The 14,661-nt window shown below is 38.2% G+C and carries 13 protein-coding genes; 8 read left to right on the top strand and 5 right to left on the bottom strand.

The window, feature by feature from the left end; translation table 11 throughout:
* Positions 1–453: 453 nt before the first annotated feature.
* A complete protein-coding gene (glcT, locus tag GLW08_RS16135) occupies positions 454–1,290 on the bottom strand; it encodes a glucose PTS transporter transcription antiterminator GlcT (RefSeq protein WP_160849671.1) in 837 nt (278 codons plus the stop codon).
* 146 nt (positions 1,291–1,436) lie between these two features.
* Between glcT and GLW08_RS16130 the strand changes: the two genes are divergently transcribed.
* Complete coding sequence (locus GLW08_RS16130) at positions 1,437–2,234, top strand: HAD family hydrolase (RefSeq protein WP_160849670.1); 798 nt, start codon at positions 1,437–1,439, stop codon at positions 2,232–2,234.
* A gap of 54 nt (positions 2,235–2,288) precedes the next feature.
* Here GLW08_RS16130 and GLW08_RS16125 read toward each other — a convergent pair whose 3' ends face one another.
* A complete protein-coding gene (locus tag GLW08_RS16125; RefSeq protein WP_423808643.1) occupies positions 2,289–2,639 on the bottom strand; it encodes a YfhH family protein in 351 nt (116 codons plus the stop codon).
* Between the two features lie 83 nt (positions 2,640–2,722).
* Between GLW08_RS16125 and GLW08_RS16120 the strand changes: the two genes are divergently transcribed.
* Complete coding sequence (locus tag GLW08_RS16120) at positions 2,723–3,382, top strand: SDR family NAD(P)-dependent oxidoreductase (protein WP_160849668.1); 660 nt, start codon at positions 2,723–2,725, stop codon at positions 3,380–3,382.
* Between the two features lie 158 nt (positions 3,383–3,540).
* On the opposite strand, the gene recX is transcribed toward GLW08_RS16120, so the two are convergent.
* Positions 3,541–4,365 carry a recombination regulator RecX gene (recX, locus tag GLW08_RS16115; RefSeq protein ID WP_160849667.1) on the bottom strand — a complete coding sequence of 275 codons (825 nt, stop codon included), beginning with the start codon at positions 4,363–4,365 and terminating at the stop codon, positions 3,541–3,543.
* A gap of 121 nt (positions 4,366–4,486) precedes the next feature.
* On the opposite strand from recX, the gene GLW08_RS16110 reads away from it, so the two are divergent.
* From GLW08_RS16110 to GLW08_RS16085, 6 genes are all read left to right on the top strand, one after another.
* Positions 4,487–5,389 (top strand): TIGR01777 family oxidoreductase, encoded by a 903-nt coding sequence (locus GLW08_RS16110; RefSeq protein ID WP_160849666.1) that lies wholly within the window; start codon positions 4,487–4,489, stop codon positions 5,387–5,389.
* Positions 5,390–5,654: 265 nt separating this feature from the next.
* The gene (locus GLW08_RS16105; protein ID WP_160849665.1) at positions 5,655–6,767 is read left to right on the top strand and encodes an amidohydrolase; all 1,113 of its coding nucleotides are present in this window, start codon (positions 5,655–5,657) and stop codon (positions 6,765–6,767) included.
* A 471-nt stretch (positions 6,768–7,238) separates the two neighbouring features.
* A complete protein-coding gene (locus GLW08_RS16100; RefSeq protein WP_160849664.1) occupies positions 7,239–8,657 on the top strand; it encodes an MBL fold metallo-hydrolase in 1,419 nt (472 codons plus the stop codon).
* A 169-nt stretch (positions 8,658–8,826) separates the two neighbouring features.
* Positions 8,827–9,114 carry a sortase domain-bontaining protein gene (locus tag GLW08_RS16095; protein WP_160849712.1) on the top strand — a complete coding sequence of 96 codons (288 nt, stop codon included), beginning with the start codon at positions 8,827–8,829 and terminating at the stop codon, positions 9,112–9,114.
* A gap of 330 nt (positions 9,115–9,444) precedes the next feature.
* Positions 9,445–9,993: a GNAT family N-acetyltransferase gene (locus GLW08_RS16090; protein ID WP_160849663.1), complete on the top strand. Its 549-nt coding sequence runs from the start codon at positions 9,445–9,447 to the stop codon at positions 9,991–9,993.
* 220 nt (positions 9,994–10,213) lie between these two features.
* The gene (locus GLW08_RS16085; protein ID WP_160849662.1) at positions 10,214–10,336 is read left to right on the top strand and encodes a YfhE family protein; all 123 of its coding nucleotides are present in this window, start codon (positions 10,214–10,216) and stop codon (positions 10,334–10,336) included.
* A gap of 1,048 nt (positions 10,337–11,384) precedes the next feature.
* On the opposite strand, the gene GLW08_RS16080 is transcribed toward GLW08_RS16085, so the two are convergent.
* Together GLW08_RS16080 and GLW08_RS16075 are read right to left on the bottom strand one after the other, a co-directional pair.
* Complete coding sequence (locus tag GLW08_RS16080; protein WP_160849661.1) at positions 11,385–13,763, bottom strand: YheC/YheD family protein; 2,379 nt, start codon at positions 13,761–13,763, stop codon at positions 11,385–11,387.
* Between the two features lie 145 nt (positions 13,764–13,908).
* On the bottom strand, positions 13,909–14,619 hold the full coding sequence (locus tag GLW08_RS16075) for an aspartate/glutamate racemase family protein (RefSeq protein WP_160849660.1): 711 nt from the start codon (positions 14,617–14,619) through the stop codon (positions 13,909–13,911).
* Positions 14,620–14,661 lie beyond the last annotated feature (42 nt).

Here is a 14,661-nt window from a genome sequence, read left to right as displayed (position 1 = left end):
AATAACGATTATCTTGCCCAAACAAACGCTTTCAACAACCGCTTACATGAACAAAAGCGAATGCGCCCGTTTAGCGACGTACAAAATGCGGCCTACACGACGTAGGTTAGTTCGATGTTGCTACGTGATGTAGCGATTTTAATCGAACCTCCTAAAATCCCTTTAAGATAAAGGAAACACGAAGAGCGATAGCGCTTCGATGTTGACTTATCGTAAGGAGGTGCAGGAAGTTTGCTCGTCGCTGGGCGCTAGAGCTGGACGTGGCAACATCACTTTACCTGAGTTATCCACAACCTCAACCCGTTTATACGCTAAACAATAAAAAAGGCACGAGCGAAAAAAGATTTCCAAATCAACATAGTATTAGTTACACTAATCCCAGTGATTTGCTCCATCTTTCTTCGCTCATGCCTAATCGTATCAGTAACACGCAAAGAAATAAGTGCGTTTAAATTATGAAATTAATCGTTGTAGATGTATCGTTAAATAAACGGCTTCTGCGTCATCTACAGGCTTTTGTAATCGTTGTTGCATTACTTTTATCAACTTCCAAGCTAAATTATAGCATAAGGGATATTCTATTTTCAATAGATCATCAAGTTTTTTTCTTTCGCCAACGGATTCTCCTTTATGAACCCGTTCAATCGCTCGCCTTAGATGCTGAACAAGTCGATGATAATCCACACTCTGCTTATCAAAATCGATGGCTAACTGATTTTGAATAATGGTGGTAAGATACTGAATAAGCTCTGAGTCCTTATTGATCTCTGTAACTTTTTTATCCGTAATGGCACTATGGATATGAATGGCTATAAAGCCAACTTCCCCTTCTGGCATTTCAAAATGTAACCGCTCGTTAATCATTCCCACAATCTCTTTTGCAACTTCATGTTCTTTAGGGTAAAGTGATTTGATTTCGATCAGTAATGGATTCGTAAATTCCAGACCTTCTTGCATCCGCTTAATGGCGAATGCTATGTGGTCTGTTAGTGCGATATGAATATGCTCATTCAACTTACTCCCCATTCTCACTTCGATATGGTTCATAATATCATTCATAAATCCAATAAATTCTTCATCAATCTGTGGTAGCAATTGTTTATACTTCTCTTGAATGGAGGCATCCTCTAACCGATACGTCTTCTCCGCCATTTCTGTTGTAACTTCATCGCCTTGCTTTTTTCCAAAGCCAATGCCTTTTCCTATCAGAATTATCTCATCATTGTTAGGATGAACAGCAACAACAACATTATTATTTAAAACACGTTCAACCGTAACCTGAGTGGTCATCTCCTCACTCCCTTCCTTAAAATTTAACCAGCGTCAGCTTCTGCATTCTTTTTTCTGTATTGTATTAAAACGCTTGCAAATTATAAAATAGTTTTGTATAACATTGCAAGGGAATATAAATTGAATCCGATGTAAAGGTGGTACGTATGATAAAACTTCTCGCAATCGATTTAGATGGTACCTTACTAACCATGGAGAAACAAGTAAATGAACACGATATTGATGCGATTCAGCACGCAATGAGTTCAGGGGTGGACCTTGCTATTGCTACTGGTAGAATGGATCATGAAATTAAAGAAGTATTGAAACTATTGAAACAGGAAAATAAAGGACATCGAGTTAGCCAAAATGGTGCTTTCGTCTATGACAAAGATGATAAATTCATTCATGCAAACACTTTTTCTCCAGAACATATTCAGGATATTTTTTCAGCAGCTGTCACAAATGACGTCATTCCTAGTGTATCAACTGAAACCGATACGTACGTGATTGAAAAGACAGCCAATGTCCGGGAAATGGAGAAGCGTCTCTTTTATTCTGTTCATGCGACACCAGATTTAAAAGAACAATTAGGAAAATCCATTCATCCATCCAAGATTTCTATCCATGGAGCAAACAATAGACTACAAAAACTTCAAGAAACCATTAACTCATCGTTTTCAAACGAGTTAGATAGTTTCATATCTGATCCAAATTGTCTCGACCTTATGCCTAAGAATATTAGTAAGGGAGCAGCAATTCAACAACTCATCTCCCTTCTAGGCATCGAACCAGAAGAAGTTGCATGTATGGGTGATTCTTTCAATGACGTATCTATGTTCGAACTAACCCCTCACAGTTTTGCAATGGAACAAGCACCTCCTGAGGTTAAAGAGAAAACGTCACACGTCGTAAGTGGCGTGGATGCGGCCATTGCTCATCTGTTTGAAGAAGGACTTCTTTAATATAAAACAAGCAGTCTTGACATATATCAAGGCTGCTTGTTTTTTATACCCTAATTAACCGCTTATCTTCTGACCCAACATTGAAATAGGCAATGCCTCTTGATCCTCTGTTCCATACACTTCAAGAAGTTCTCCTTGTTGATTTTTACGTCTTCCCCACGCAAAAATACCATTCATGTATCCAATCTCGAAGTAAATGCCTGGGTCTCCATCTATTTCATACACTTCACCAACTGAATAATCAGCTGGGTTTAACATATACGATTTCGCCATTTGTATTTTACGCATTTGGACAGCATAATCATTGACCATGCCCATTTGTTCTGCTTTTCGAGCTTGTTCTGTTAGTTGAGCTACTGCGTCACGGAGCTCTTCTACTGTCATATCACTATATCTTTTTTCCAACACTAACACTCCTTCCATTTACATTTTAGCAACGTTTGTACACAATAGAAAATAGAATCTACATTCTGAAAGGAGTTTGCTTTATGGCTTATGTCGGAATTACAGGGGCTAGCTCTGGTTTAGGAGCTGAGCTTGCGAAAGCATATGCTGCAAATCATCATCATATCTATCTATTGGGTAGAAATGAAGATCGTCTTCTTATTATTCAAAGAGAAATTCAAGATGCAGGTGGACAGGCAGACATTATCGTCTGTGATGTAACGGAGCCAAGCTCAGTGAATGAAGGGATGCAACAAATTGATCAACTAGACATCTTAATCAACAATGCAGGCATTGGTATTTTTGGTCCTGTTGTTGAGTTAGATAGTCCAGATATTACTCAGATGTTGAATACTAACGTCAAAGGTACTATATACATGACGCAAGCAGCCCTACCTCTCCTAGAAGAGAATGGTGGACGAGTATTAAATATCATTTCAACTGCAGGTCTAAGAGGGAAAGTAAATGAATCCGTTTATTGCGCAAGTAAATTTGCACAACGAGGATTTACTGAAAGCCTTCAAAAAGAATATGAAAACACTAATATTCAATTCACTGCCGTGTATATGGGTGGTATGAACACGCCATTCTGGGATCAAAGTGACCATGTTGAAAACCCATCAAAAATGAAAAACCCCGCTGAGGTGGCTGCAGCAATAGTTGAATCTGATGACGGACGTAAGGAAATCTATATCGATAAATAAAGAAAAGCTCAGGGCGCCCGTTTAGCGACGTACAAACTGCTGCCCACAGGACGCGTGGGTTGTCGTTGGGCGCTGGAGCTAGCCATGTAAGAGCCAACTTATACTTTCTTTTATTTATAATAAAATGAGCTGTTCCACGTGAGGAATGGCTCATTTTTCTAATTTTCAACTTCTACATACTCATCTAAAAACTGCTCAATCAACTCAAAAGGGAACCCTTTACGGTATAGGGCACCCTTTATTTTATGCTTTAGTTCATATCCCTCTGCTTTGGAGGCATACTTTCGAAGAGCCTTTTCCCCTTGATGCACGACAGCTTGCCATTCAGCGTCTTCGTCTTTTTCAGCGGAAGCTTGTTGTTCTTGTACCGCTTCTTGAATTACATCCTTAGGGAACCCTTTTTGCATTAACGTTTGTTGAACTTTTTGTAGTTGTTCTTTATACGACTTCCTTCCATCTAGGCGAAGGTTTTTCTGCACCCATTTCATCGCCTTATCTAGTTGAACGTCATATGGGTAATGGACAAGAGCATCCTCAGCCATATTAGCCGTTAGCCCTTTTTCAATCAGTTCTTTTTTGACTAGCATGGGTCCTTTACTAGACGTTTGCATTCGAGTCCGGACGAGTGCCTCGGCAAATTCTTTATCATTTAGATAGCCTTCTTGACTGAGACGATTAACGACATACTCAATCTTTTCTTCATCCACTTCTTTTTCCCATAAGTACGTACGAATTTCTTTCTCAGAACGCATCCGGTAGCTTAAATAATTGAGAGCCAGGGAAAACGTTTTGTGAAAGTTGTCTTTTTCAATAAGCGTTTCAATGGTTTCCTTATCGAGTTCCATACCTTTGCGAAGCATAAATTGGATGAGAACTTCTTCGTCAACACTAAACTCGTATGCTTCCCCCTGTCCACGATCAAGGAAAATATTGTAGCGCTGCTTATTTCGTTTTTGCGTCGTGATACGTGTAATAGTTGGCACGAATGTTCACCTCTTTCTCCATTTTATCATGGAAAAAGTATTAACGGCGATAGATAGGATATCGCTTTTTTAGACAAACTGATATAAACTAAAATTACCAAGAAGTGTAGGAGGTTTTCCCATGAGGATTGCCATTACTGGCGGAACTGGATTTGTTGGAACTCATTTAACGAGGCAGTTAGCTTCAGAAGGACATGACCTTTATATATTAACGAGGAGCCCTGAAAAACATCCCCATACAGAACGAGTCACGTACGTAGGCTGGCTTAAGGAAGGGATGAAGCCCGAAAGGAACCTTCCTGAGTTAGATGCCATAGTAAACCTGGCTGGTGAAAACTTAAATAGTAGCAGATGGACGGAAGAAACGAAGAAAAGCATTATGAATAGTCGTATCGAGGCTACTGAATCAGTGCTCGATTTGATAAAAAATATGGATCAAACACCAGAAGTACTAGTTAATGCGTCTGCTGTAGGTTTTTATGGTACATCAAAAACAGAAACGTTTACCGAAAACACAACCACCCCAGGTAATGATTTTTTAGCTAAAGTGACCACGGAATGGGAAGAGCGTGCCCAAAAAGCAGAGTTATACGGTGTCCGTACCGTTTGTTTACGTTTTGGCGTGATACTTGGAGAGGAAGGTGCGCTACCGAAAATGGCTATACCATATAAGATGTATGCCGGTGGCCCTGTTGGAAATGGCGAGCAATGGATGTCATGGATCCACATTCGAGACATCATTGGTCTTATCGAATTTTCATTAAAAAACGACAAAGCATCCGGACCAATTAATGCAACCGCTCCGAATCCAAAACGAAATAAAGAGCTCGGCAAATCAATTGCCAAGGTGTTGAACAAGCCACATTGGTTACCTGCCCCATCCCCTGCTCTAAAGCTAGTACTCGGGGAGATGAGCACGCTTTTGCTACAAGGTCAATATGTTTATCCACAGAAGGCACTAGAACTAGGATATCAGTTTGAGTACCCAGAGATCGAACCTGCATTACAGGACATTTTGCGTTAAGAAAGGCGCAAGCGCCCGTCTGGAGCTAGACACGTAAGTGCCAGAAACTTATAATTTCTTTACTTTTGAAAAAGCATTGCGCTTGCTCTTGCTTCCCTCTACATGTGTAAAAAACCAGAGGGGGTAAGCTATAAGTCACTTTTTGTTTCCTTTACTTAAAATAAAAGGATCATACGGATTATAGATGCAAGCTGATTCAGAGATTGAGCCCTCATTTTCCTTACTACTTGAACAACCTCTTTTACAGAAAGGATAAGAAAGATACATGCATACAGTCATAACAAATGTTTCGATTCACCCTATAACCTCTCCGTCCATACATAACGGAGAAGTAAAGATTTACGAAGGAAAAATTGTAGAAGTCGGTGAAAAGGTGGCCTACGGGGAGGAAGACCATGTTATCGATGGTCAGGGCCAATCCCTTTTCCCTGGATTTATTGATGTACATACCCACCTCGGTTTATATGATGAAGGGACTGGTTGGGCTGGCAATGATGCGAATGAGACCATCGAAGCCTTGTCTCCACATATTCGCGCATTAGACAGTGCGCATCCACTGGATACAGGGTTCCATGATGCTCGTCGACATGGCATTACTGCCGTTCACATTATGCCAGGAAGCCAGAATGTCATCGGCGGTACGACATCTGTTATTAAAACCGTAGGAAAAAATATTGTGAACATGTTAGTAAAAGAAACAGCTGGTCTTAAAATTGCACTCGGTGAGAATCCTAAGCGAATTCACTCTCAGTCCCGTAACGACTCGATTACACGTATGGGTATTATGGGCATGCTTCGTGAGACTTTCACTCGTGCTCAGTGGTGTGAATATCCAGAAGACCCAAGCAACGCTCCAATTATTCAAGCATTAAATCGAGAAATACCAGTTCGCATACACGCGCACCGCTCTGATGATATTCTAAGTGCTGTACGTCTAGCTGATGAGTTTAACCTTGATCTCCGTATTGAACATTGCACAGAAGGACATTATATTGCAGAGGAATTAGCCGACAGAAATCTTCAAGTTTCTGTTGGTCCTACTCTGACAAGAAAGTCTAAAATTGAAGTAAAATATAAAACATGGGATACATACCGTGTGTTAAGTGAATACGGTATTGATGTGTCCATTACAACCGATCATCCCTATACCCCCATTCAATATTTGAACGTGTGCGCAGCATTAGCAGCAAGAGAAGGACTACCTGTTCAAAAAGCGCTTGAAGGCATTACCATTCTACCAGCCAGAAACCTCGGTGTAGAAGATCGCCTCGGTAGCATCGAAGTCGGAAAAGATGCAGACCTCGTTCTTTGGAATGGGCATCCGTTCGAATTTATGTCCAAGCCGTCTTGGACAATGATTAACGGAAAAATAGTATAATGAATGAACCAAAGCGCAAGCGCCTCTCTCACCCCCGACAGGCTTAAGCAAAGCCTCGTCGTGGCAAACTTTGCCACTGATAGGATTTGCTTAAGACCCGAGGAGGTAGGCGCTGGAGCTGGACGGTGGATAACTTACTTAAGTTATGCACATGCCCACATTTTTATAGTTTCAAGACATATATAAAATCTCTCTATCTAGTGTAGAGGGATTTTTTCAATCGTAAATATGATGTCCCAAATACTATACATTCACCTAACAGGAAATTGTACTACACTATCGAACTAGCTATACAGTGCGTATTATCAGGGGTTTTATTCATCTTGAGTTCAACCTGTTTACCCATAGGGGTATGTGTGTTATAGTAATAAATGTAGTTAACAAAGCAACTCATTACAATTCCGTAATGGGGGCTAAGACATTATAGATTTTAACCATTTATCTTAAAAAACGTAAAAGTGAGGGATAAACATGTTACTAAAATACTTTTTTGATGAAAAACTAGCACAGGCATCCTATATGGTTGGTTGCCAAGCTACAGGTGAAGCTCTTGTTGTTGATCCATCTCGTGATATTCAAGCTTATCTTGATACAGCCAAGAAAGAAGGGCTATCCATTGCCTATGTAGCTGAAACCCATATCCACGCCGATTTCGTTTCAGGCGCTAAAGAACTAGCTACACAAACAGGTGCAACAGCCATGCTTTCAGGTGAAGGCGGAGAAGATTGGAGCTATCAATTCCTAGATCAGATCAATCATCAACTTGTAAAAGATGGCGATCAATTTAAGGTCGGGAACATCACAATCGAAGTGATGCACACTCCTGGCCATACGCCAGAATCCATCTCCTTCATGCTATATGACAACGGACAGAGCACTCCTATGGGTATTTTCACAGGCGACTTTGTCTTTGTCGGTGACGTTGGGCGCCCTGACCTACTAGAAAAAGCAGCAGGAATGGAAAACACTTCAGAAGTGGGAGCTCGTCAAATGTTCGCTTCCCTAAACCGTTTCAAAGACCTACCAGATCATATGCAAGTATGGCCTGGACACGGTGCTGGAAGCGCATGTGGTAAAGCACTAGGAGCCATTCCTTCTAGTTCAGTTGGCTATGAAAAACTCACAAACTGGGCTCTAAATCATGATGATGAGGACCAATTTGTAGAGGAGTTAATCTCAGAACAGCCTGAACCACCAAAATATTTTGCAGTTATGAAGAAAGTCAACAAAGAAGGTCCAGCCCTAATTAGTGAACTACCAAATCCATCAAAAATCGAACCTAGCGTAGAAGAATTGCAAGCTAATCTAAACGAAGGCATGCAAATGATTGATACTCGTCCAGCAGAACAATTCGCTGAAGGCCATGTACCAGGAACGATTAATATTCCAAACAATAAATCCTTTGCGAACTGGGCTGGTTGGTTAGTAGACTACAACAAGCCGGTATATTTGATCACGGAAGAAAATAGTTTAGATAACCTAACCAAAACACTACGTTCTATCGGAGCAGATCATGTAGCAGGCTATATGGAAACTACTCATCTAGCTGAACTAAAAGCGAATGGTATGGAAATGGAAACTTATGAAATAAGTACTCCTGATAAACTTGCAGAACAAATTGCCAACAATGAAGTTAACCTTATCGATGTTCGTAACGAAGGTGAGTGGAATGATGGTCACATCCCCCAAGCTAAGCACATTATGCTAGGTTATCTTCCAGAACGCATTGAAGAAGTTCCAACTGACAAACCAGTTGTTCTTCAATGTCAATCTGGCGGCCGTTCTGCTATGGCAACAAGCATTCTACAAGCAAACGGCATCAAAAACGTAATCAATATGCAAGGCGGTTTCGGATCCTGGTCTAAACAAGACCTACCTCAAACGAAATAACATTATGAGAACATGGAAAGGCATCGCCTTTCCATGTTCTTTTTTTGCTTTATTATCTAGATTGGGCTTTTATCTATTCGCAATCTATTTATGCTCGCTCCGTGGTGCGATTTGCGCTCTTCCACTCCATTTATGCTCTCATCGTACACAAGAACAATAACAACATGCGATTCTGGCTGGACATGTAGATGATAAGACCGGACCTGCTGTAGTCTTTGATTTAAAAGATCTATCAGCAGGAGATCAAATCTACGTTACAGATGAAGATGGAAAGAAACTAACCTTTGAAGTAAATAAAGTCGTGGCATATCCTAAAGACGAAGCACCTCTAAGAGAAATATTTGGTCCTAGCAATAAACAAAACCTAAACTTACTGACTTGCACAGGAACATTCGACCATTCCATCCAAGACCATGAAGAACGTTTAGTTGTTTACACTTCACTCTCGAATAACTGATTTAAGCTAGGCTGCATGGAGGAAAATCCCTTCATGCAGCTTTTTTGGCTATTTCATAAAAAATTAATAAAAAATCAACAAAAAAACTATTCCCTTTTTATATGGAATCGAGTACTATAAGGATAGATGATATGATGCGAAATCATAAGGTTTTACAATACAATTTCCCAGGGAAGGCAAATGGTGCGTCACCAGCAAAACGCTGGTTCTAGTGGGTTCGATTCCCACCCCGGATTTTTGTGAGCAATTGATAAAAATTCGAGGGTGGAGTTAACCACTGGGAACTCCCTGGCATAATTCTGCCCTCTTGCAAACCAGGAGGGATTTTTTATGTTAAAAAAACGCGATCTACACGAATCACCTGCACTCTTTGAGCTTATGTCACACCCTGATGTTTTTCCTTATGTCCGTCACAAAGCACATTGTAGCGACGAATTTTACTTCCTAACAAAGCAAACGATGGAAGCTGAAGAAAGCGGTGAACTGATCTCCCGTACCATCTTAGATGAGTGGCACCAACCTATTGGCACCATTAATCTGTTCGACATCGACCAAAATACTGGCTTCTTAGCTACGTGGATCGGAAAAGACTATCATGGAAAAGGCTACAATCGCATCGCAAAAGATGCATTCTTTGAGGAATTATTCTTCGAACTTGATATCAACGCTATTTTTATGAAAATCCGCAAAACCAACATCCGCTCCCAAAAAGCTGCCGAGAAATTACCTTACTGCAGCGTAAGTGATGAAATCTACCCTGAAGTGTACAACTGGATTAACAAAGACGAAGATTTGTTCCATCTATACGCAATCACTAAAGATCAATACTTGTTCCACTACTACCGCACCGAAGAAAACGAGGAAGCACAAGAAGCTTGAAATAATCAAAGGGGATTGTTCCTGACTACGCTAGGGTTAGCGCAATGAGGAACAATCCCCTTTTTTAAAAGATAAAAATTTTGAGCTCTTACATAGATAATAATCGATCGGCCAGCAACTAAAAGCACCTATGGCGCTTCCGCTTTTCTATGAAGCTGTATATCCCTCCTGCATCAAGTCAATACTGGGAGATAGGACATAGATAAAGGAGGGGTTTAGTATGAAGTCAAAAGCAAGAGTCGCTAAAGAAAGACGAAGCAAGTTATCCAAAGCACAAGAGGTTAATTATCTCCAGGATTTTAAGCGTGCCAATAAAATTGTTGCAAACACGAGACAAAAATAAGATTACTTTTAATGATTTCGGGTATTAAAGTACTATGGATAGAAAATATCCTATCTCCCCCTGTTGTTAACGACAAGTTATCCACAACATTGTGCACAATGTTAGTAAGTTGGTATTTCCCCTGCCACTTACATATTCCCATCTGTGTATATAATTTTGTGGATAACTTTTTTATTTGTTGTGGATATTGTGCATAAATGCTTAATATACTTATGTATAAAACCCTTTTCATGTGGATATCACTGTGAATAAGAGATTGTTTTTCTTCCCACATCATTTCGGTGTGTACTGATTCCTCCCCTTTTCGTGTAGATGAAGAAAACAATCCAGTCGTGCGGCTGCTGTTATAGCAGTCGTTTTTTTATGCTTGTAAAAATCCTCATATGCCCTGTTCTCTTGTCCATATCATTTTTCTTCAATATACATATATTATTTTATATCCACTCCCTATCAAAGAGGGGCTACTCCACACTCCATGTCTAGTCATACCGTAAAACGTCCTACATCACTTCCTTTCATTTAGAGGAGCAAAGTGCTCTCCCTTCCCTTTGCTCCTCTCTTTACAGTATACCTGGGCTATAGCTGATTTTTGTTTGTATTAATGCCAATTATAAAGGGACTTCATAAAATATATAGAAGCCTAGTTATATGCATTAGAGAATGAGAAGCGAGGTGGTTCACATGAATCAACACAATATAATAGAAATCATGCTTTATGTTTATGAAAAAAGTGAGAAGAATAAGGATTTAACTATACAAGAAATCATGAATGAACTTATGATTAGATTATCTTCAATAATGAACAACTGAGTCTATGACAAATCCGAAACATAAACAACTTGTCCAAAAGACGACTTCAACTCATGCTTCCCTTTTAAGATATCCTCCCAATTCATATTTTTTCTTTAACTATGATTCATTAATACAATCTTAACTTAGTGTTTTATGTAGCAACGAAGGTTAGGACACTCCGTTGCTACTTTATTACATAATCGATGTGAGTACTGCTTTAACCTTTACATAAATTGTTTCTACAATGATATGCAGATTAGAATTTGGATAACGCCTTTGCGTATTCAAAAGGAGTACTAAGAATAGATGGTAATACTTCCTGTTCATCATCTCCCCGTAATGCCTTAATTTCAGCAGCATAGTCTATTTGCATCTCCAACACCCAGATATGTCCTTCCTTATCTATTATTAAGTCAAATGCAACATCACCTAGGTTATATCCCTGCCCCTCTACAACACCTAACATTTTTTTACATACATCCGTAATCTGTAAGATCTTTGATTGAATCATTTTTTGATTCATCCCGTAATAATGCCTTAATGCCTCTTCCCCTTTCATTACTTTGTATCGATTCTTAGAATTAGAAATAACACTTGAATTCTCAGCTACTTTTGCCTCCATCCCCGAGTATTTCCATTTCTTACTATAGTCTTTTTGGATATACACTCGGAAATCAACTTTTTCTCCATCTTTATGGTACGACTCTATTGCTCTTTGCATTATATATTGTTTTCCTTTTATCATGTGTTGCTTCAACTTCTTTCGTACATCTTCGTTATTATTTAAAACGAATTTATTCCCTGAATAAGTCTTAAAATGGATTTGATTTTTTATTAAAGATAATTGAATAATCCCCTTACCACCGGCTAATTTTGCTGGCTTTAAATAAATTACCTTGTGTTTTTTTAAAAAATTCAATATATGAGAACGGTTTTTCAATAAAATTGTTTCGGGCAGGTGTTTCTTGAGTACAGTTCTTTTAGATAGCACAGTCCAAAACCACCATTTACTAATTAATCCATAATTGTTATTGAATAATGTGGCATTTTTCTTAAAAAAGTCATATATAGACTTCTTTAAAGGAATTCTATTAAAGACAACAGTTGGTGCAGGCAACTTGGCTTTCTCGAAAGATTTCTTACTAGGATTATAATATAACCCATCAACAGTGAGCTCTTTCTGGTTTAAAGAATCTGGTCTAAATAAATAAATTAAACCTTTGATATCATTGTAGTTTCCTAATCTTAGGAGTTGTTGACTCGGATCCTTAAGATACCTCTGATATACGAACATGCCAATAACTGGTCCAATGTGTAGATTATTATTGCTCATGTAAAAGTCAAAAGGAACATCTGGTATAGTAATTCCGTCTATAAACTTAGATGGTAGTACTATCCTTCCAAGTGGTAAATCATTTTTGATTCTTATAATCATCATTTTATTTAGTTGACCAAAAACAAGGTTTATTTTTTTCTCATTAATATGTTCTTGTGTCTTACTATTCATACAAACAGTTCCCATTTTAAGATTCTGGCTTATTTCAATGGAATATAAATTCCTATTTTTAATATAGCTCAATGTTTGGTCCATCTGCATTGAACTTGACCCCTTTACTAACATGACCGTATTAGAAGTATCTAAATATTTAATTGATTGGTGAAGTTCATCTCGATCATTGTAGTGATGGATTTTATCTTTTGAAAAGCCACCCAATAAGGCTTCATTTACCATTGTTTTTGTGTACTCACCATAAGCATAAACTAAGTCAATATCATACTTAGCTAATAAAGATCCTACTTTTTTATGTCCTTCTTCAGTGTACTCACCTAACTCTAGCATACTGCCAATTATGGCTACTTTATTTTTGTTCGTTCCAATCTTACTTATTACTTTAAATGCTGCCTCCATTGATTCAGGATTTGCGTTGGCTGTATCATCTATTAACGTTGATCCATCTTCCATTTCAATTAGATTTAACCTTTTAATAGGAGGAATAAAATCTTGAAGTCCTTGTTTAATTTCTAAAACACCAAAACCTAATTGATCCGCTACCGCTACTGCAAATAATGCATTATAAACATTGTGAACTCCAAACGCAGGTATAAAGAATTTTTCAACTACATTATTCAACTCCAAATAAAAGCTCATACCACCTTCAACATATTCTACATTTATTGCATGATAATTGGCTTCATTATTTATTCCAATCTTCAATATTGTTCCCTTGAAGTGATTCGTCTCTAATAAGTTAGAATTTTCATCATCAGCATTTATCAAAAGGATGCCGTCTTGCTTCATCCCTTTTATCAACTCTGATTTATTAAGCGCTGTTGACTTAATACTATTTCCTAGATTCCCATAATGGGCAGTCCCTATATTCGTAATTATAGAAATATTTGGTATGATATTCATACAATGACGTTTTCCTGCTCCCGGTTTTCCCATGCCCATCTCTAATACTATTGCATCCATTTCCGAATCATAGTTTTCTAAAAGATTCTTTATTTGTAACGGAAGGTTTTTATTACCATTATTTTTTAATATATTCCACCGCGATTCAATAATGCTAGTCAAGAATTCTCTTGTAGATGTTTTACCACAACTACCTGTAATGGCTATAGTGGGGATATCCAAGTTCAAAGGCACCTACTTCACAACCCTTCTCTTCTTTTTATAACATATTATTTTTAACTAACAATTCTGTGTAGTGATTACGTACCTATTTATCTTGTAAGCTTTGTCTAATTTTTAAAATAAAATGATATTGGAAAGTGATCTTTTACTGGTTAGGAGTACTCATACATTCAACAACATGCTTTGCTAATAGTAGAGTAGGATCAATTTTGTTCACCTTATTTGTTAAATACGGAAATAGGAGTGGAATTTCAGTGCAGCCTCCTATTATAGAAGTAACCCCTTTATATTCCATATACTTCAACATAATGGATTCCATTTTCTTGAGAAACGGGTTTACGCTAATCTGTCCGGCTTTAACTTTCAAAATACATTCCTCAACAATATCCTGTTCATCATTCGTAGGAACTAAAAGTCGTAAACCATACCTTAAGAAGGAGTTCTCATACAGTTTTTTATTTACTGTTCCTTTTGTAGATAATAAGAGGAAATTCTCCGTATTAAGTTTATTTATTGATAAATGTTTAGCTGTAATATCAATCATATTGAGTATTGGAACCGAGGTAACGCTTCTTAAATCTTCAATCCAATAATGAGCGGTATTACATGGCATAATGAATAAATCTACTTCACCACTTGCTTCTAATCTTTTAATCATTTTAGTAATCTCTGGTAAAGGGCTTTCTCCCTCATTCATTATGGCTTTCATTCTAGATGGTATATGAGGGTTGAAATCAGCTATCATATGAATTTGTTCTTCATCTGTCTTTGCATTATTTTCTATAATAATCTTTTGCAGTAAATCTATCGTTGCCATTGGGCCCATTCCACCTAGAACACCTACAATCTTTTTCATTTAACAACTTCCTCTTTGTTATTTTTCATAAAAAAGGAGGCT

Source organism: Pontibacillus yanchengensis, from assembly GCF_009856295.1.
GTDB lineage: Bacteria > Bacillota > Bacilli > Bacillales > BH030062 > Pontibacillus > Pontibacillus yanchengensis_A.
This window is presented reverse-complemented; position numbering and strand designations above follow the sequence as displayed.

Bases quoted from the DNA above. Each gene is read 5' to 3' on its own strand.
- GLW08_RS16105 (WP_160849665.1), top strand. From the start codon at position 5,655: ATGCATACAGTCATAACAAATGTTTCGATTCACCCTATAACCTCTCCG.
- GLW08_RS16075 (WP_160849660.1), bottom strand. From the start codon at position 14,619: ATGAAAAAGATTGTAGGTGTTCTAGGTGGAATGGGCCCAATGGCAACG.
- GLW08_RS16100 (WP_160849664.1), top strand. From the start codon at position 7,239: ATGTTACTAAAATACTTTTTTGATGAAAAACTAGCACAGGCATCCTAT.
- GLW08_RS16085 (WP_160849662.1), top strand. From the start codon at position 10,214: ATGAAGTCAAAAGCAAGAGTCGCTAAAGAAAGACGAAGCAAGTTATCC.
- GLW08_RS16130 (WP_160849670.1), top strand. From the start codon at position 1,437: ATGATAAAACTTCTCGCAATCGATTTAGATGGTACCTTACTAACCATG.
- GLW08_RS16110 (WP_160849666.1), top strand. From the start codon at position 4,487: ATGAGGATTGCCATTACTGGCGGAACTGGATTTGTTGGAACTCATTTA.
- glcT (WP_160849671.1), bottom strand. From the start codon at position 1,290: ATGACCACTCAGGTTACGGTTGAACGTGTTTTAAATAATAATGTTGTT.
- GLW08_RS16120 (WP_160849668.1), top strand. From the start codon at position 2,723: ATGGCTTATGTCGGAATTACAGGGGCTAGCTCTGGTTTAGGAGCTGAG.
- GLW08_RS16090 (WP_160849663.1), top strand. From the start codon at position 9,445: ATGTTAAAAAAACGCGATCTACACGAATCACCTGCACTCTTTGAGCTT.